Source organism: Morganella psychrotolerans, assembly GCF_001676055.1.
Lineage (GTDB): Bacteria > Pseudomonadota > Gammaproteobacteria > Enterobacterales > Enterobacteriaceae > Morganella > Morganella psychrotolerans_B.
On the sequence record NZ_LZEX01000042.1, the window covers coordinates 145,356 to 164,491 of the forward strand.

Consider the following 19,136-nt stretch of genomic DNA (forward strand, 5'->3'; position numbering starts at 1 on the left):
CAGAATAACGATCCCAGAAAGATAACGCATCTCCAATTCTGTTAATGATTGCCGGTTTAGCACTTTTTCCACATCAGTGACAAATAATTAAATAACATCATGATTTTTAAAACTAAAATATAAAAATATTTTTTTTTGTGATTATTTTTCGCTCAATTGTTATATACCCAACATCATTCAAATTACAGGCAGACGGTAAGGGAAGACACGCAGGGAGCATATGACGCGGCGGGCGTTGTGCAGCCAATTACACCGACAATTAAAACAGATGATTTAAATGCCGTAGCTCCCGAAAAATCGTTCATTAACAGCAACTTTGATTAAAAACGCAACTATCCCCACAGAACTTATTGATTTAACAACAGATATAATCTGAAAAATAAAAATCTCACCTTAATATCATCTTACGTTATCCGGAAAAAATTCACTGTCTCCGTTACCCCTAATTTGTTAGAGTGACCCTGTTTTGCAACACATATATCAGGGGTTATCTGCCGCAAACATCATGACTGGTGCGCGTGGTTCTTTACCTGAAAACACCCGATCGACGAATTAAGCCTACTTCAGTTTTAGGAATACTTGATGGAAACAATGCAGCAACTCTTTTTTGCACTTTGGCATCAGGATTATGAGACCCTGTCAAACCCATCTCTGTTATGGGCTATCTATATTATGCTGTTCGCCATCCTTTTTCTGGAAAATGGCCTGCTTCCTGCCGCCTTCTTACCCGGTGACAGCCTGCTTATCCTGGTCGGGGTATTAATCGCAAAAGATACGCTGGATTTTCCGACGACACTGATTGTACTTACTGCCGGTGCCAGCCTGGGTTGCTGGGTCGGGTATCTGCAGGGGCGCTGGCTCAGTAATACGCGCATGGTACAAGGCTGGCTGTCACATTTGCCGCCTCACTATCACCAGCGCGCACACGGGTTATTCCACCGCCATGGTCTTGCCGCACTGTTAGTCGGCCGCTTTCTTGCTTTTATCCGTACATTACTGCCGATGCTGGCAGGGATAGCAGGCCTGAGTTCACGCCGTTTCCAGTTTTTTAACTGGCTGAGTGGCTTTCTCTGGGTCGGAATTCTGACCTCGCTCGGGTATTGCCTGGGTATCAGCCCGCTTTTCCGCAAGTATGAGCATCATCTGATGAACATCCTGATGCTTATCCCGGTTGTCCTGCTAGTCTGCGGGTTAATTGCCAGCCTGTGGGTTGTCTGGAGACGTAAACGGACAAAAAATACCGATACGGATATCACCCCGCAATAAGGCAATAAGCCTTTGATATCTTTTCCCGGTCTGTACCCGATGTCATTCAAGATGCAGGCAGGCGGCTATCATCATTCCGCCAACGAACCTGCAGTTTGAATGAATAAGGGTATACGCAGTTTCAGCGACAGACCGGAAAACATCATCCCGCAACCTTTCATTTTCCCGCAGTTTACTCTGAATTAATCACCCACCGCCTGAAATGTGCAGGACAACGCCGGAAAATACACTATCATTAGACCTTAATTGCACTTATACCCTTATTCATTCAAACTGCAGGTGTGTTGGCTGCACTCAGATCGCCGGGTCACATACTGATGTATGCTCCCCGGCGATCTTTCCTTGCCGCCTTCCTGCATCTTGAATGACGTTGGGTATATAACCTTGGTTATATAATCACAAGGAGTTCCTATGTCACATCATTCAAATGAAGAGTTACGCGCCGAACTGAAATCATTGGCTGACACCCTGGAATCTGTGTTAGGTAATGCAGAAAATAAATCGAAAGAAGAGCTGGATTCACTGAAGAAGAAAGCGCAGGCCGCATTACAAAATTCCCGCGCACGCCTGACAGAAGGCAAAGAACAGGTTATACAGCAAACTAAAGAGATAGCCGGTCGTGCGGATAACTATGTGAAAAAAAATCCATGGACAGGTGTCGGGATCGGCGCTGCTGTGGGTGTCGTGTTAGGCGTTTTACTGACCCGTCGCTGAGTTATGGCTGAATCTGAACGTCCGCAGGGGCCCGGTAAAGGGCTCCTCGACACACTGACGCGCATCGCCACTATTGTGGTCAGCATGGCTGAAACCCGTCTCAGGCTCATCGCAACTGAGCTTGAAGAGGAAAAAGCCAATCTTATTCAGTTGATTTTACTGGCCGGCGTTGCACTGCTGCTGACCGCTTTCGGGCTGATGAGCCTGCTTGTCCTGGTCATGTGGGCAGTTGACCCCGTCTATCGTCTGACGGCTCTGGCTATTACGACAATAGTATTGCTGGGAAGCGCGCTGATTTTTGCGCTCTCTGCTGTCCGTAAAGCCCGCAAATCATCACTGTTGAGTGCGACCCGTGAACAACTGGCGATTGATAAGCAACTGCTGGAAAAAAAACAGCAGGAGCAACATCATGAATAAACAGACCCGCGCTGAACGGGCACTGCGCAAGCAGGCACTGATTGATACCATCGCTGCACAACGCAGCGACTTATCACAGACCACAGAACATTGGCTGGAAAAAACAGAGTCACTGGACAGAACCTGGCAGACAGTGGTGCAATTGCGTCCGCTGGTCGTGGCCGGTCTCAGCCTTATCTCTGTATTTTCTGTCCGCCACCCGAAAAAACTGTACCGTTGGGGACAACGTGCCGTTGGGTTATGGGGCGTGATACGCACCATACAAGCTAATTTTCCCCGCAATAAACCACACAGCTAACCTTTTTTCAAAATCAAAAAATTTGAATTTGTTCATGAAGAATTCTTGCTAACAATCCTTCTCATTCGCACTTACTATTAGTCCAACAAAACGCATTGGCATATCGTGCCATTTAAATGAAGAATTAGTGACTCTGCCTGCAGATTTATAAATTCAATATTGTTGAGCTAATAAGGATCTCTCAATGAACAATTACGCTATTTTAATCGCCCGTATCATGATGCCTGTGTTATTTATTGTGGCCGGATACGGCAAATTAGGTGATGCTTATGCCGGAACTCAGCAGTATATGCAGGCAATGGGTGTACCCGGTGCTCTGCTGCCACTGACTATTTTACTGGAACTGGGCGGCGGGCTGGCAATCTTGTTTGGTTTCTTAACCCGGACAACCGCTGTTTTCACTTTCGGGTTTACTGTACTGACCGCTCTGCTGTTCCACACTAACTTTGCCGAAGGCGCTAACCAGTTAATGTTTATGAAAAACTTTACTATTGCAGGCGGTTTTCTCCTGCTGGCTGTCACCGGCCCCGGTAAATTCAGTATTGATCATTTATTAAAAAAGAAATGGTAATTACATTCAGGCAAAGCCACACAGCAAAATAATAGATTAGCAGATATCCGCTCTCAGGCGGATATCTGTCTATTCAAAAGATTTGAATGTCAGATAAGGGTTTATTAAATAAATATTCATAATCCAGTGTTCCCATTCTTATATTGCTATATCCTTTTTTCTGGTAGGCAATGCAAGGATACAAACCAAACCAAGAATCCTTTTCCATATATTTACACCAATATGAATCAACTGTTTTTGACTCATCAAAATCACCATTTGCAGTAATTGCCTCAATAGATTCATTCAGGATTTCCAGCATTTTTTCCGCATAATTCTTATTGACAATATACGCATTTGCACAAAAAGAAAATTTTAATTTTAATAAAAAATTATCCGGCTCATGAGATGACGCGTAATAATAATTCCCCCCCAGGAAGGCCACATCCCATTGTCGTGTCTTCAGAGAAGACAAAAAATTTATTTGCCTGCCTTATGTGTTCAATATCACTATATAAATCAGTGTCATCCTCAAGAATCAGTACATTCCCCCAACCATTATCTATAACCATTTCCATCACAGCCGTATGGGAAAGGGTACAACCGAGAAAACCCGGGGCCTTACTTATCGCTTCAAAGCGAATAATTTTATCCTCCGGGATCTCTGCTCTTGCCAAAATATTAGTTATCTCTTTCTTGCGATCTCTTCTTACTTTTAAATTTATATAAATAATTTTATCAAAGAGATCATGATTCAATGTATTATCTTCTTCTGACATAAACAACTTCAAATCCATACTGCCTCCGGCATCCGGGATATATAATTTATTGCATTATGATGCTCAATAGTATTTTTTTGTCAATCCGGGGCAATCTTAATATCAGAGCGAAAAAAAAAAACTGCCGGAAAGCATCCGACAGTCTATTGATTTAGCGTATTTTTTATTATCAGACTTATTTATTGATAAACAGTTTCGGAATTTCACGCAAACACCAGGCTTTCGCCTCACCCATACTGTCACGCCGCCATGCCATTATCACATTCGTTTCATGGCTGTATTCCGACCCGACCACTTTCAGGCGGCCTTCCTGAATATCTTTTTCCACCAGCGGATACGGCATACTTGCCACACCCAGCCCGGCCAGCAGAGCGCGGTGTTTATCATCAATTGAACTGACCGTCAGGCGTTGCTGTTTATCCAGCAGTAAGACAGTCAGCACCGGGCGCTCACGGGCGCTGTCTGCCACTGCTATGCCACGGTATTTTACCCGCGTTGTCTCAGATAATGGCTCTGGTTCGCGGTGAATAGGATGATCGGGTGCTGCCACATAGACATTCACCACGGAATAGAGCGGACGGGAGTTAATTTCAGAAGAAGAGCGGAAATGCATATCCGGCGCAATCACGATATCTGCCCGTCCGGTTTCCAGCCGCTCCCAGGAGCCGGCAAGAACTTCTGTCGCCAGCGTCAGTTGGGTGGTGGATTTAAGTGCCAGTTTTTCCACCAGCGGAAACAGGGATGCCGCCGGTATCAGGGCTTCGCAGACAATAGTCAGATGCGGCTCCCAGCCACGGGCAAGTGCTTCGGCATCACTTGTCAGTTTGTCTGCCGCTTCCAGAAGCAAGCGCCCGCGCTCCAGCAACATCCGCCCGACATTGGTAAATTTTGTCCGGTGTCCGGAACGATCAAATAATACAACATCCAACTCTTCTTCCAGTTTCTGCATGGTATAGCTCAGAGCGGATGGCACCCGCCCGAGCTCATCTGCCGCAGCGGCAAAACTGCCCCGCCGGTCGATAGCATCCATCACGCGCAATGATTCCAGCGTTAACGCTTTGTCTTTACTCATCATTATCTCAATCAGAAAATTTGAATGTCGCCACCAGATTAACTGGCTAACAATTCGGCGTCCAGCCCTTTATTATTTCAGTATATTTTTCTCAGCAGGCAGACCATCATGATTATACACCGAACCGCAAAACAAGCCGGCTCCGCAGATTATGGCTGGTTGCAGGCAAAATATGCCTTCTCTTTCGGGCACTATTTTGACCCGGAATTTCTGGGATATGGTCCGCTGAAAGCACTGAATCAGGAAGTTCTGGCACCCGGTGCCGGATTCCAGCCCAAATCCTATCCTGATGTGGATATTGTAAACCTGATCCTGAGAGGGAAACACGATATTCGTGATAATGACGGGCTGTATCTTGAAAATAAACAGGATGAGTGCCGGTTTTTCTCCCCCCGCAAGGGCGTCAGTTACACCGAAACCAATCCCTGCGGACAGTCACCGCTGACCCGTATTCAGATCTGGCTGCGGGCCGTTCCCGGCGTGCCACGCGGAGGTTCACAGTCCCTCACGCTGACATCAGATCCGGTGCAACTGATTGCCTCACCGGACGGGGAAAACGGCAGTATTGATTTACAGCAGGGGATCCGCATCTCTCACCTGAATATCCGGGCCGGGGATTCATTCACCCTGCCTCTGTATGGCAGGCGGGCATTTTATCAGTCCATACACGGATGTGTTGTTGCCGGTGACGGTCAAAAACAGGAAGTGGTGGAGTGTGGTGACGGTGCCTTTATTCAGGACAGCCGGGAAGTCACGTTTCACGCACAGACAGATTGCAGGGCGCTGCTGATTGATATCATCGCCTGAGATAGTATTTCTGATTCTATATTTCTGATTCAGTCCGGCTGAAACGAAAAAACCCCGCGTCAGACGCGGGGTTTTTATAAGTGTGGAGTCAGCCGTTAAGCCGGGTTCTGTCTTGGACAACCATTCCTCTAGGCCAGCACTCGCGCACTGGCTCCAGCAGCCTACCCGGGTTCAGTGCGGGCCGCACCATGTGAACCCCTATTTGGCCTTGCTCCGGGTGGAGTTTACCATGCCACGAACTGTTACCAGCCGCGCGGTGCGCTCTTACCGCACCCTTTCACCCTTACCTGTGCCCTTACGGGCCATCGGCGGTTTGCTCTCTGTTGCACTTGTCGTAGGCTCGCGCCTCCCAGACGTTATCTGGCACCCTGCCCTGCGGAGCCCGGACTTTCCTCCCCTCTACCCGTCTCCCGAAGGGACTACGATAAAGCAGCGATTGCCTGGCTGACTCCGGGGCGGATTATAAGCGGCTTTCCTGCCGATGTACAGAATAAGTCCGTACTGAGTGTCTGAGTGACGGGAAATGCATCACAGCTGCGGCGTATCACTCTCCAGAGTGTAACGGTACAGCGCATTTTTCTTCACGCCGTAAATCTCTGCCACGATTGCGGCAGCTTTTTTCGGCGGCAGTTCTTTTTGTATAATCGCGAGCGCACGCAAAATTTCCGGACTGAATTCGTCATTCTCAACCGGCTTTGCTCCCTCAACAATCAGGACCATCTCACCTTTACGGCGATTCTCATCTTCCAGAACCCACGCCAGTAATTCGCCGACCGGTTTGCCCTGAATCGACTCCCAGGTCTTTGTCAGCTCCCGCGCCAGCACAACATAGCGCTCTGCGCCCCATACGGTGACCATATCTGCCAGTGTATCCAGAAGACGATGCGTAGATTCATAGAAAATCAGTGTTCTCGGCTCTTCTGCCAGCGCCTGCAAGGTGTCCTGACGGCTCTTGGTTTTTGCCGGCAGAAACCCTTCGTAACAAAAACGATCTGACGGCAGACCTGCTGCACTCAGTGCTGTCACCGCAGCGCAGGCGCCGGGCAGCGGGATAACAGTCAGTCCCGCATCGCGGGCACGACGGACAAGATGATAGCCGGGATCGTTAATTAATGGTGTACCTGCATCAGAGACTAATGCGATACTCGTTCCTGACTGTAATTTGGTAATTAATTGATCTGCTTTATACTGTTCATTATGATCATGCAGCGCAAACAGCCGGTTATTAATCCCGAAATGAGAAAGTAACAAACCGGTATGCCGTGTATCTTCAGCCGCAATCAGATCGACATGCGTAAGAACGTCCAGAGCACGCGCAGTAATGTCGTTCAGATTGCCGATAGGTGTCGGCACAACATACAGTGTCGCTGCCGCAACCACGGCTCGATTAGGTTGATTCATTGTTTCATCCAGATGATCACATTAGAATTGAGCTTTCAGAAAACTATAACCGGGTACAGTATGTTTTCCTTAACTTTATCGCGTTACCGCAAGCAATTACTTTGTACCGCATTATTTTCAACATTGATTATCTCAGGGTGTACGCTTGATAATCAAACTGCGGGTACAGGTGGCAAAAACCAACCGGAAACGCTGGTTCAGCAATATCAGCGGGTTATCGATGCTGCCGCCGGACAGCCGTCAATGGATGCTGTCCGTGCATTTATCGCTCAGGAGCCACTGCTCACAGACCCGGACGCACACCAGCAAAACATTAACGAAACCTGGCTGATGCTAACACGTTTTTCACCTGATGAGCGCAACAAGGTTCAGATTAAAGCCGATGAAACCACTTTACGTGGCTGGATGGATCTCCTGATCCTCTGGCAGGGCAATCAGCAGGATCAAAAAGCACTGCTTGCCGCCGTCAGTGACTGGCAAATCCGTTATCCGGAAAACCCGGCGGCAAAACTTCTGCCGCAGGATTTAATCCAGTCTATGAGCAGCATGTACAATCAGACCGGGAAAAATACCCGTGTCGCGCTGTTTCTGCCGCTGAGTGGTCAGGCAAAACTGATGGGCGATGCCATCCGTCAGGGCTTTACTGATGCACAAAACGGTGTGGCAAACTTTACCACCGGCTATCAGCAGACAACAACACAGGCGCCTGTAAATCAGCCCGCGCTGACAACGGAACCGGTAACGGCACAAACGACTGTCAGTGCCGCGGATCCGGATAAAGATATCAGCACGCCTGATCAGGCTAATGGTGCGCCATCAAATAATGCCGACAGTGACGGAGCCACGGCTGCAAGCCCTGCCGTGACAGCTGCCGTAACATCGGCTCCGCAGGTTCAGCCATACAGCGGAGAAGCCCGCAGTGTCACCGATGTAAAAATCTACGACACCGACAGCCAGCCACTTACAACATTACTGGCACAGGCACAGGCTGACGGCATGGATTTGATTGTCGGGCCATTGTTTAAGGGGGATGTTACCGCCCTCGCATCAAGTAATACCCCTCTGAATATTCTTGCGCTCAATGAATTGGACGCACCAATCGCCAAACCGAATGTCTGCTATTTTTCACTCTCACCTGAAGATGAAGCCCGCAATGCCGCGCAGTTTATCCGTCAGGAAAATAAATCTGCCCCACTGGTACTGACGCAGGACAACAGTTTCGGTCGTCGTATTGCGCAAAGCTTTGCTGATGAATGGCAAAAATCCGGCGGCGGCGTTGTGCTTCACCAGACATTCTCCGGAAATCCGGGCAGTGCAATCCCGCTTTCCGGGGTTCCGGTTATTCCTGCATCACAGCAGACCGGACAGACTGACGGTTTGGTAAGCCAGCCGGAGCCAACCGGTGTCGGTGTGGATTCTGTCTATATTATCGCCACATCCGATCAACTGACTTACATTAAACCAATGCTGGAATTTGCCACCAGTGCCCGCGGGCGTCCGGCCTTTTATGCCAGTTCCCGCAGCAACAAAGCCGGCACCGGAAAAGATTTTCAGTTTGAAATGGAAGGCCTCAGACTGACTGACATCCCGTTAATTGCCGGTGGTAACCCGCAGTTACTCAACCAGGTCGCAGGACGTTTTGGTAATGATTATACCCGGGTCCGGTTGTATGCCATGGGAATGGATGCCTGGCGTCTGGCGAATCAGTACGGGGATATGCAGAGTCACTCCCTGCGCATAAGTGGTGCGAGCGGAGATCTCTCCATTACGGATAATTGTACGGTTTACCGCCGGCTTCCGTGGCTTGTCTTTAAGCAGGGCAACATCACACCGCTGGCATCTGCTGACTAAGTTTTGTCTGATTTTCGGGGGTGACAGGAGGTCACCCCCGTTCTGTTTGGCATAATAGATTCACAGGGATGACGTATTTATGCTTAGATGGCTGACAGGCCGGCAGCACGAACAATTTGCCAGGACCTGGCTGGAAAGTCAGGGACTGACGTTTGTTGCGAAAAATGTCCGGTTTCGCCGTGGTGAAATCGATTTAATTATGCAGGATAACGGCACATGGGTATTTACTGAAGTCCGTTACCGCCGCAATGCACTGTATGGCGGTGCTGCGGCCAGTGTCACCAAAACCAAGCAACGCCGGTTACTGTATGCGGCGGCCTGCTGGTTATCTCAGCGGCAGCTGAGCATGATGACCTGTGACTGTCGTTTTGACATTTGTGCTATAACCGGTGACCATGTCGAATGGCTGAAAAACGCCTTTGGTCATACTGACTTTTATTAATGTAATACACCCGACGTCATTCAGGATGCAGCCAACGAACCTGCAGTTTGCATGAATAAGGGTATAACCCGTCGCTAATAGCAGGCCCTAACGTGTTAGATAGAATCAAACAGTGTTTTACTGAAAGTATTCAGACTCAGATTGCGGCAGCAGAAGCACTGCCGGATGCCATTTCCCGGGCGGCCATGATGATGGTTCAGTCCTTATTAAGTGGCAATAAAATACTCTGTTGCGGAAACGGCGGTTCCGCGGCGACGGCATCACGCTTCGCCACCAGTATGATCCACCGCTTCGAAACTGAGCGTCCGAGCTTACCCGCACTGGCGCTGAATACAGATAACGTCGTGATGACGGCGATTGCCGCCAACCGGCAGCAGGATGAGATTTATGCTAAACAAGTCCGGGCTATAGGACAGGCAGGTGATGTGTTACTGGCCATTTCCACACACGGAAACAGCCGTAATATTATTAAAGCTGTCGAAGCTGCGGTTACCCGTGATATGACTATTGTTGCTCTGACCGGCTACGATGGCGGGGAACTGGCCGGATTACTGGGTCCGCAGGATGTGGAAATCCGCGTGCCGTCACAACGCAGTGTTCGCATACAGGAAGTGCATATGCTGACGGTAAATTGTTTATGTGATTTAATCGACAATACCCTTTTCCCCCATCAGGAAGACTAAGGAGATATTATGAGAATTGTGCCCGTGGCAGCACTTGTCTGTACCGCATTACTGTTACAGGGATGTATCGGCGCAGCTATCGTCGGATCTGCGGCTGTTGCAACCAAAGCCGCCACAGACCCCCGCTCTGTCGGCACACAGGTCGATGACGGCACATTAGAAGCCCGTGTCAGCGGCCAGCTCAATAAAGATAAAGATATCAAGCAGGCGCGTATTATCCCGGTTGCCTATCAGGGGAAAGTGCTGCTGATTGGTCAGGCTGATGATTTGTCTCTGGCCCGGCGCGCAAAAGAAATTGCCGCTAAAGTCGACGGAACCGAAATGGTTTACAACGAAGTCCGTCAGGGTGCCCCTGTTGATTTGGGTACGGCATCAAAAGATGCGTGGATAACCACTAAAGTCCGCTCCAAGCTGCTGACCAGCGACGCAGTAAAATCAGCCAATATTAAGGTGCTGACTGAAAACGGAGAGATTTTCCTGTTGGGTGTGGTGACGCGTCAGGAAGGTGCTGCCGCAGCCAAAATCGCCAGTGAAACCGACGGCGCGAAGAAAGTCACCACCGCCTTTACCTGGCTCAATTAACCGGGGCTTTCAGAAACAGATAAGAAACCTGACCCAAAGTCAGGTTTTTTTTTACCCTGCAGCTCAGGTCGGTAAATAACGAATGATAACCTGCATTGATAAAAAAACAGGAAATATCAACAAATAACGAATACTGAGAGAATTATATCGAACTTACTAATTCAGCCACTCTCATTATTTATACCTGTCGTTAAAATGAAAAAAAAGGGAAATTAATTATATTCCTGTTACTTATCTGTAAGGTCATTTTTCCTCAGAAATTCGCTCCCGCCCAGCAGTTGCATCTGGTGTAAAATCCATTGCTGACGCCCGCGCACATAAGCCGAGGGTTTATCCGCACGCAGGCGATGCGGATTAGGCAATACCGCCGCCAGCAGAGCAGCTTCAGCCGCTGTCAGGTTTTTGGCGCTTTTATGAAAAAAGTGCTGTGATGCAGCTTCCACACCGAAAATGCCCGGTCCGAACTCGGCAATATTGAGATAGACCGTCAGGATCCGCGATTTTGACCAGATAAGTTCCACACCCGGCGTCAGTAACGTTTCCAGTCCCTTACGTACCCAACTCCGTCCGTCCCACAAAAACAGATTTTTTACTGTCTGCTGCGTCAGTGTGGATGCCCCCCGGGATGAATGCCCCTTTTTACTGCTTTGTGAGAGTGCATCGGAAATTGCGTCAAAATCAAATCCGTGATGATCAGGGAAGCGTTGGTCTTCTGACGCAATCACTGCCAGCTTTATATAAGGGGAAATAGCACTTTCACCCGCCCATGTACTGCGGGCGACATAAGAAAAATTAAATGTTGCCCATGCTGAAACCTGTCTTTCCAACATTACCATAGAATAGGGCACAGGGAGAAATGCGAACAAAATTATCATTGTTACCCATAACAACATAACAAAAACAACTATTTTCCGCAGAAACCGCAAAATCCCCCTCATAATTTCCCTCACTGATTATCCTGCCATTTGCAGAACTTTCTTAACCAGTTTATCAATACCGGCCTGCGCCTGTACGATATTCTCAGCCAGCATATAAGCTGGTGTTGTCACGATTTTATGGGTTTCATCTACGACGATATTATCCACCGTACAGTTTACGTGAACACCGCCCATTTCAGCGATCGCCTCCGCAACCGCGGGATCATTACCAATAGTAAGTTGAACTGATGAATTTACGATTTTCGGGATCATTACCGGCGCGATACATATAAACCCCATGGGTTTGTTTTGTGCCAGCATTTCCCGTGCTAATAATAAAAAATATTTATTAATTTCACAGGCAGATCCTTTTGTGGCGAAATCACATAAATTTTTGGCAGCGCCAAATCCTCCGGGAATAATCAGGGCATCAAGCTGCGCTGCATCAGCCTCTGATAACGGGCGGATTTGTCCGCGGGAAATCCGTGCAGACTCTTCCAGAACATTACGTTTGTCGTTTTCTTCCTCACCTGAAAGATGATTAATAACAGTGCGTTGAGGTTCATCCGGTGCAAAAAAATGAACGCAGGCACCGGATTGTGTCAAACTGAGCAGTGAAAGCACTGATTCATGGATCTCGCTGCCATCAAAAACACCACACCCACTTAAAACAATACCAACGGATTTCATATCTGACTCCCTTTGCAGTAAATTAATCCCTGACCTTTCAGAGACGCAAACACCTATCTTCATCACAGTTTTTAATGAATCTTGTAACAAAAATACTTATCTTTGCTATGTTGATGTCTGTATGATGTAAAAGCCTAATTCATCACTCGCCTAAATAACGATAATAGTTGAAGCGGGTGAACCAGTTTCCCTGGTGTTGGCGCAGTATTCGCGCACCCCAACTTCGGTTGGGGTTATTTTTACCTGCGATCCGCCAGCCACTTTCTTAAAATCTCCACCTGGCTTTCCCAATCATGATTGAGCTCATCAACCCATTCCTGGACGTTATCTGCCCATGCCGGTAAATCCGGAGACTGAATCTGCTGAGCGACCTGTCTCAGGTGAATCAATCCGACAGAGCCTGCCGCACCTTTGATCTTGTGCCCTTCTTCCGCAACCCCTTTCTGATCTTTCGCCACCATATTGGAATTGAGAATAGCCAGATAACCCGGCATCATTTTTTCAAACACATCCAGACTGTCATGGATAAGCTTCGGTCCCACCAGTTCAATGTACTGATTCAGCATTTCCAGATCCAGTGACTGCGCATAAACGTCCTCAGCGGCTTCCTGTACAGGTTCAGATGCAGGCAGACCCTCAGTGCCATCTCCCCAGAATTTCGCTATAACCTGTGTCAGAGCACCGACAGCAAGCGGTTTACTCAGCACTTCATCCATCCCGGCATCCAGATACTCTTTTTTATCTTTAAGCACATTTGCCGTCAGTGCCACCAGCGGCGGCAAATCATCCGGCTGATAGCGCCGGTGCAGCTCACGGGCGATATCCAGCCCGCTCATATCCGGTAACTGAATATCCAGCAATACCAGGTCATACTCTTCAGGAGAGAACATCGCCAGCGCGTCATGGCCATTCATGGCGACATCCACGGTATTACCCAGTTTTTCCAGGACAGAGCGCGCCACCACCACATTCAGCTCAATATCTTCCACCAGCAAAATATTCAGTGCCGGCAACAGCAGACCTTCATCTTCATCCTCTGCTGACTCTTCCTGCGCGGGCGCGCAGATGGAGAGTGTAAAACAGGAGCCTTTGCCCGGTTCACTGGTCACGGTGATATCCCCGCCCATTGCCTGTGCCAGACGGCGGGAAACCGCCAGACCAATTCCTGTACCGGTTGCCGGACGCCCGCCTGCGCTGTCTGTGACCTGGTAATACATCGCAAAGATTTTTTCCAGCTCTTCCTGCGGGATACCTATCCCGGAATCACGGACCTCAAAGTAGAGCATGTCGTTTGCTTCACGCCACACTTTTACTGAAATTCCGCCCTCACGGGTAAACTTCACACCATTGCCTATCAGGTTCCACAGGATCTGGCGCAAACGGGTGCCGTCAGTAAGGAGCACCTGCGGAACAGGCTGAACAAGATCAAGCGTAAACTGCAACCCTTTCGGGTGAACCAACAGCCCGGAGAGATTTTCCAGATCTGAAATAAACTCAGCTGAATTCACCGGTTGGATATCCAGGCGGACATTGCGTCGCTCCAGTTTATCCATATCAATCACATCATTGAAGATATTGCCGAGTGTCACAGCGCTGACGTGGATCGTTTTCAGGTACTTTTCCTGCTCTGCATCCAGTTCCGTATCCAGTAAAATACGGCTCAGCCCGACAATACCGTTCAGCGGCGTGCGCAGTTCGTGGCTGATGGTGGAGATAAACGTCGTTTTTTCACGGCTGGCGTTTTCAATCGCCTCCTGGTAGTGCTTGCGCTCAGTGATATCACGCCCGAATCCCATCAGACCGTGGCGCTTGCCGACACTGTCATAGAACGGCACTTTGCGCAGCTCAAAACAGGCTTTGCGCCCGTCCGGATACACCAGCCACTGCTCATAAGTGAGAGAGACATTATGACGGAAAACTTTTTCATCCGTTTCCATCACTTTATCAGCAATTTCAGTCTCATAGATATCACGCGGAGTCAGCCCGCGCAGCAGTTTTTCACTGCGCCCGGTCAGCAGTTCCATCGCGCGGTTACAGCCGGAGAATTCATTTTTTTCGTTGCGGTAGTAAACCAGATCAGGAGAGGCATCCAGAAAGGAGCGCAGCAGGACAGATTGCTGCTCAAACTCCAGTTGGGTCTGCTCGCGGCGGCTCATCTCTTTTTTCAGTTTATCCAGCAGGATAACCTGTTCGCCTTCCACTTTCTCACGCTCGGTGATAACCAGATTCAGCTGACTGATGTTTTCCTTCAACTGCTCATTGAGCTCCAGATCCCGCTTGCGCATCACTTCCAGTTTACTCACCAGACGCGACAGACGCTGGCGGGATTCCTCCAGTTGCTCCACCACCACAGACATAAAATAAACCGCCCACGGCGTGATAAGCAGCCCGAAGAAAATTGACCGGACAAGGTCGATACTCTGCACTTCTCCCTGCAACAGTATCGTGACAGCAATCTGTACCACCATCGCCAAAACCACCAGCCCGGAAGCCAGTAATAACGAGAACCTGACAAGCCCGAGCTTCATCAGTAAATCAACATAATATTGCGCTAAACCGCGTAGCAATTTCATACCTGCTCCACCCGCTGAATAAGGGTTAGTATCATATCGTAAAATGTGCGGATCACCGCGTGCTGAGCGGTTATTGTCCCGGCCCGTATCGTAACGGATTACATAAAAAATCAAATTAACAGAAAAAATAATCACATCACACCGGATAATATGACTGCTTTGATACCGGTCTCTGTTTTTTTCACTGAACAAAAACAAAAACACGACATTTATCTGTAAATTAGCAGGAACAAAGCAGATAAAATCAGGTTATACAAAAAAATACCCATGCTGCACGGCGATAAGCCACAAAAAACAGTGATATTCATCACATAAAAAAAGCGTTATCCGGACGTATAAAAAAGGAATTAAAGACCATAAAAAGGTTCTTTTTCATTGTATTATCACAATAATCAGTATCCGTTACTGCTATTTTCCTGATATTTGACCTGAATATCATTTACCGATAAGTTGAAAAACGACCTTCCGGGCTGCCTGTCGCCTGCTCCGGCATCATAACTATTCATACCGGTACCGGCACAAACACACTATCACTGCATCTTTTACTGACGTATTAACTGTCAGTAACGGCTGACTGAGGCCCGGAAACACGCTTAGCCGTTGAATTAACGGCACAATGTGAGACATGCAAAAGGGGCCTGTATGCTTTATAACCCGTCACAAGACAAGGATAACTGCGGTTTCGGGCTGATAGCTCATCTTGAGGGAGAGCCCAGCCACAAAGTGGTGCGCACCGCAATCAATGCATTAGCCCGTATGCAGCATCGCGGGGCTATTCTGGCTGATGGTAAAACCGGCGATGGCTGCGGGTTGCTATTACAAAAACCTGATCGCTTCTTCCGATTGATAGCGGAGCAGAATCAATGGCAGCTGGCGCGTAATTATGCAGTCGGAATGCTGTTTCTCAGTCAGGATCCGCTGATTGCACAAGCCTGCCGCGAGATTATCGAAGAAGAGCTACGCGATGAAACATTGTCCGTGGCAGGCTGGCGCAAAGTGCCGGTCAGACCGGATATCCTGGGTGAAATCGCCCTTGCCGGGATGCCCCTGATTGAACAGGTTTTTGTCAATGCACCGGCCGGATGGCGGGCACGGGATCTGGAGCGCCGCCTGTTTATGGCGCGGCGGCGTATTGAAAAACGCATTACCGACCCGGATTTTTATGTTTGCAGTCTTTCCAATCTGGTCACGATTTACAAAGGATTATGCATGGCGGCAGACCTGCCGCGCTTCTATCCTGATCTGGCGGATTTACGGATGCAATCTGCCATCTGTCTGTTCCACCAGCGGTTTTCGACAAATACCGTTCCCCGCTGGCCGCTGGCGCAACCGTTCCGCTATCTGGCACACAATGGTGAAATCAATACCATTACCGGCAACCGCGAATGGGCCCGCGCCCGCGCTTATAAATTCCGCACACCGCTTATTCCTGATCTTATCAATGCTGCGCCGTTTGTGAATGAAACCGGATCGGACTCCAGCTCGCTGGATAATATGCTGGAGTTATTTCTCAACGGCGGAATGGATATGGTGCGCGCCATGCGCCTGCTGGTGCCACCGGCATGGCAGAATCATCCGGATATGGATGAAGATTTACGCGCCTTTTTTGATTTCAATTCCATGCACATGGAGCCGTGGGATGGCCCTGCCGGTATCGTGATTTCAGACGGGCGCTATGCCGCCTGTAATCTTGACCGCAACGGGTTACGCCCGGCGAGGTATGTCATAACCACCGACAAACTGATCACCTGCGCCTCTGAAATCGGAATATGGGACTATCAGCCCGATGAAGTGGTGGAAAAAGGACGTGTCGGACCGGGTGAACTGATGGTTATCGACACACAGGAAGGTAAAATTCTGCATGCACATGAGACGGATAATGACCTCAAAACCCGCCATCCGTACAAAGCCTGGCTGGAAAAAAATGTCCTGCGTCTGACGCCTTATGAGACCCTGATGGACAGCATACCACCTCAGCGGACACTGGATGACGCACAGCTTGCCGTTTATCAGAAGCAATTCGGTTATACCCTTGAAGAGCTGGAGCAGGTTCTGCGGGTACTGGGTGAAAACGGACAGGAAGCGGTCGGTTCAATGGGTGATGATACCCCGTTTGCGGTACTCTCCGCCCGCCCCCGACTGATTTATGATTACTTCCGCCAACAATTTGCCCAGGTCACAAATCCGCCGGTTGATCCGCTGCGTGAAGCTCATGTGATGTCACTGGCAACCAGTATCGGGCGGGAAATGAATGTCTTTTGTGAGGCTGAAGGTCAGGCACACCGCCTGAGCATGAAATCCCCGGTACTGATGCACACTGATTTTGAGCAACTTCTGAGCCGTGATCCGCACAACTACCGGTCACACGTATTTGACCTCTGTTTCAATCCGCAGGAAACCTCACTGGAGCAGGCGATCCGCTCTCTGTGTGATAATGCAGAAGCCGCTGTCCGCGGGGGTGCAGTGTTAGTCATACTCAGTGACAGACATATTTCACCTGATACATTACCGATCCCCGCACCAATGGCTGTTGGTGCAGTGCAACAGCGCCTGGTCAGCCAAAATCTGCGCTGTGACGCCAATATTATTGCCGAAACTGCCGGGGCGAGGGATCCCCACCACTTTGCCGTTCTGCTGGGCTTTGGTGCCACAGCGATTTACCCGTATCTGGCCTGTGAATCATTACTGAAATTAAGCAGCGCCGGAGTAATTAATCACTCAGCACAACAGGTTCTGCTTAACTACCGCAACGGGATCAACAAAGGGCTGTATAAAATCATGTCCAAAATGGGGATCTCCACCGTTGCCTCTTACCGCTGTGCAAAACTGTTTGAAGCGGTCGGGCTGGATAATGCGGTGGCAGATCTCTGTTTTCAGGGCGCGGCAAACCGGGTAGGCGGGGCTGATTTCAGTGATTTCCAGCAGGATTTATGTGATTTATCCCGCCATGCCTGGCTGCCGCGCAAGCAACCGGATGCGGGCGGGTTGCTGAAATATGTTCATAACAGTGAATACCATGCCTGGAATCCGGACGTGGTAAACGCATTACAAAAAGCCGTCCACAGCGGAGACTATGCCGATTACCGCTGTTACGCAGATCTGGTTAATACCCGCCCGGTCGCCATGCTGCGCGACCTGCTGGCACTGCGCACGGATACACAGCCCGTAAACATAGATGAAGTCGAATCCGCCGACTCACTGTTTACCCGGTTTGATACCGCCGCGATGTCTGTCGGCGCATTAAGCCCTGAAGCCCATGAAGCACTGGCGATTGCCATGAACCGCCTCGGCGGCAGCTCCAATTCCGGCGAAGGGGGCGAAGACCCCGCGCGTACGGAACAGAAAAAGAGTCCAAAATCAAACAGGTGGCATCAGGACGGTTTGGTGTGACGCCCGGCTACCTGCGCAGCGCCCGGGTTATTCAGATTAAAGTGGCACAAGGCGCAAAACCCGGTGAAGGCGGACAGCTTCCCGGGGACAAAGTCACGCCGTATATTGCCTCACTGCGCTATTCCGTTCCCGGCGTCACACTGATTTCTCCGCCGCCGCACCATGATATTTACTCTATCGAAGATCTGCACAGCTGATTTTTGACCTCAAACAGGTCAATCCGCAGGCACTTATCTCTGTCAAACTGGTGTCTGAACCGGGTGTCGGCACAATCGCGACCGGGGTGGCAAAAGCCTACGCGGATCTCATCACGATATCGGGTTATGACGGCGGCACCGGTGCCAGTCCGCTGACCTCGGTAAAATATGCCGGTTCCCCGTGGGAACCCGGACTGGCAGAAGCGCAACAAGCACTGGTCAGCAACGGATTACGTCACAAAGTCCGGTTGCAGGCAGATGGTGGGTTGAAAACCGGGCTGGATGTTATCAAGGCCGCTATTCTCGGCGCGGAAAGTTTTGGTTTTGGCACCGGTCCTATGGTCGCGCTTGGCTGTAAATACCTGCGAATCTGTCATCTGAACAACTGTGCGACCGGTGTTGCCACACAAGATGAAACACTGCGCCGTGATCATTACCACGGCCTGCCGGAGCGGGTAATGAACTACTTCCGTTTTATCGCGCAGGAGACCCGTGAACTGATGGCAC

17 protein-coding genes, 1 other RNA gene and 1 pseudogene are annotated in these 19,136 nt (G+C 49.5%); 11 read left to right on the plus strand and 8 right to left on the minus strand.

The window, feature by feature from the left end:
* Positions 1-582: 582 nt before the first annotated feature.
* From AYY17_RS16260 to AYY17_RS16280, 5 genes are all read left to right on the plus strand, one after another.
* Positions 583-1,266, plus strand: coding sequence for a DedA family protein (locus AYY17_RS16260; protein ID WP_067425342.1), 684 nt, complete (start codon positions 583-585; stop codon positions 1,264-1,266).
* A 411-nt stretch (positions 1,267-1,677) separates the two neighbouring features.
* Positions 1,678-1,980, plus strand: coding sequence for an ElaB/YgaM/YqjD family protein (locus tag AYY17_RS16265; protein WP_067425345.1), 303 nt, complete (start codon positions 1,678-1,680; stop codon positions 1,978-1,980).
* A 3-nt stretch (positions 1,981-1,983) separates the two neighbouring features.
* The gene (locus tag AYY17_RS16270; protein WP_067425348.1) at positions 1,984-2,397 is read left to right on the plus strand and encodes a phage holin family protein; all 414 of its coding nucleotides are present in this window, start codon (positions 1,984-1,986) and stop codon (positions 2,395-2,397) included.
* Complete coding sequence (locus AYY17_RS16275) at positions 2,390-2,695, plus strand: YqjK-like family protein (RefSeq protein ID WP_067425351.1); 306 nt, start codon at positions 2,390-2,392, stop codon at positions 2,693-2,695. The genes AYY17_RS16270 and AYY17_RS16275 overlap by 8 nt, the downstream gene beginning before the upstream one ends.
* Positions 2,696-2,879: 184 nt before the next feature.
* The gene (locus AYY17_RS16280) at positions 2,880-3,266 is read left to right on the plus strand and encodes a DoxX family protein (RefSeq protein WP_067425354.1); all 387 of its coding nucleotides are present in this window, start codon (positions 2,880-2,882) and stop codon (positions 3,264-3,266) included.
* 73 nt (positions 3,267-3,339) lie between these two features.
* Here the strand turns inward: AYY17_RS16280 and AYY17_RS21645 are convergent, their stop codons facing one another.
* The 3 genes from AYY17_RS21645 to AYY17_RS16295 form a co-directional block, all read right to left on the minus strand.
* Positions 3,340-3,567, minus strand: coding sequence for a hypothetical protein (locus AYY17_RS21645; RefSeq protein WP_156656731.1), 228 nt, complete (start codon positions 3,565-3,567; stop codon positions 3,340-3,342).
* Positions 3,568-3,646: 79 nt separating this feature from the next.
* The gene (locus AYY17_RS16290; protein ID WP_067425360.1) at positions 3,647-4,042 is read right to left on the minus strand and encodes a glycosyltransferase family 25 protein; all 396 of its coding nucleotides are present in this window, start codon (positions 4,040-4,042) and stop codon (positions 3,647-3,649) included.
* Positions 4,043-4,199: 157 nt separating this feature from the next.
* The gene (locus AYY17_RS16295; RefSeq protein WP_067401581.1) at positions 4,200-5,096 is read right to left on the minus strand and encodes a LysR family transcriptional regulator; all 897 of its coding nucleotides are present in this window, start codon (positions 5,094-5,096) and stop codon (positions 4,200-4,202) included.
* Positions 5,097-5,204: 108 nt separating this feature from the next.
* Here AYY17_RS16295 and AYY17_RS16300 point away from each other — a divergent pair, with 108 nt between their 5' ends.
* Positions 5,205-5,903, plus strand: a complete 699-nt coding sequence (locus AYY17_RS16300) for a pirin family protein (protein WP_067425363.1) — start codon at positions 5,205-5,207, stop codon at positions 5,901-5,903.
* An 80-nt stretch (positions 5,904-5,983) separates the two neighbouring features.
* Here the strand turns inward: AYY17_RS16300 and rnpB are convergent.
* Both rnpB and rsmI read right to left on the minus strand, forming a co-directional pair.
* An RNA gene (gene rnpB, locus AYY17_RS16305) (RNase P RNA component class A) lies at positions 5,984-6,355 on the minus strand.
* Positions 6,356-6,431: 76 nt separating this feature from the next.
* Positions 6,432-7,304, minus strand: coding sequence for a 16S rRNA (cytidine(1402)-2'-O)-methyltransferase (gene rsmI / locus AYY17_RS16310; RefSeq protein ID WP_067425366.1), 873 nt, complete (start codon positions 7,302-7,304; stop codon positions 6,432-6,434).
* A gap of 60 nt (positions 7,305-7,364) precedes the next feature.
* On the opposite strand from rsmI, the gene AYY17_RS16315 reads away from it, so the two are divergent.
* From AYY17_RS16315 to dolP, 4 genes are all read left to right on the plus strand, one after another.
* Complete coding sequence (locus AYY17_RS16315) at positions 7,365-9,155, plus strand: penicillin-binding protein activator (protein WP_067425369.1); 1,791 nt, start codon at positions 7,365-7,367, stop codon at positions 9,153-9,155.
* Positions 9,156-9,234: 79 nt separating this feature from the next.
* Complete coding sequence (locus AYY17_RS16320; protein ID WP_067401413.1) at positions 9,235-9,597, plus strand: YraN family protein; 363 nt, start codon at positions 9,235-9,237, stop codon at positions 9,595-9,597.
* A 92-nt stretch (positions 9,598-9,689) separates the two neighbouring features.
* On the plus strand, positions 9,690-10,280 hold the full coding sequence (gene diaA / locus AYY17_RS16325; RefSeq protein WP_067401411.1) for a DnaA initiator-associating protein DiaA: 591 nt from the start codon (positions 9,690-9,692) through the stop codon (positions 10,278-10,280).
* Between the two features lie 9 nt (positions 10,281-10,289).
* Positions 10,290-10,862 carry a division/outer membrane stress-associated lipid-binding lipoprotein gene (dolP, locus tag AYY17_RS16330; RefSeq protein ID WP_067401410.1) on the plus strand — a complete coding sequence of 191 codons (573 nt, stop codon included), beginning with the start codon at positions 10,290-10,292 and terminating at the stop codon, positions 10,860-10,862.
* A 227-nt stretch (positions 10,863-11,089) separates the two neighbouring features.
* Here dolP and mtgA read toward each other — a convergent pair whose 3' ends face one another.
* The 3 genes from mtgA to arcB all read right to left on the minus strand — a co-directional run bounded on the left by mtgA (position 11,090) and on the right by arcB (position 15,042).
* Entirely contained in the window at positions 11,090-11,800 is a 711-nt protein-coding gene (mtgA, locus tag AYY17_RS16335) for a monofunctional biosynthetic peptidoglycan transglycosylase (RefSeq protein ID WP_082981430.1), read from the minus strand.
* Between the two features lie 15 nt (positions 11,801-11,815).
* A complete protein-coding gene (gene elbB / locus AYY17_RS16340) occupies positions 11,816-12,469 on the minus strand; it encodes an isoprenoid biosynthesis glyoxalase ElbB (protein ID WP_067425371.1) in 654 nt (217 codons plus the stop codon).
* A 239-nt stretch (positions 12,470-12,708) separates the two neighbouring features.
* Positions 12,709-15,042 (minus strand): aerobic respiration two-component sensor histidine kinase ArcB, encoded by a 2,334-nt coding sequence (gene arcB / locus AYY17_RS16345; RefSeq protein ID WP_067425688.1) that lies wholly within the window; start codon positions 15,040-15,042, stop codon positions 12,709-12,711.
* 642 nt (positions 15,043-15,684) lie between these two features.
* Between arcB and gltB the strand changes: the two are divergent.
* Positions 15,685-19,087 (plus strand): annotated as a pseudogene (gene gltB / locus AYY17_RS16350) (glutamate synthase large subunit); the annotation flags it as partial.
* Positions 19,088-19,136 lie beyond the last annotated feature (49 nt).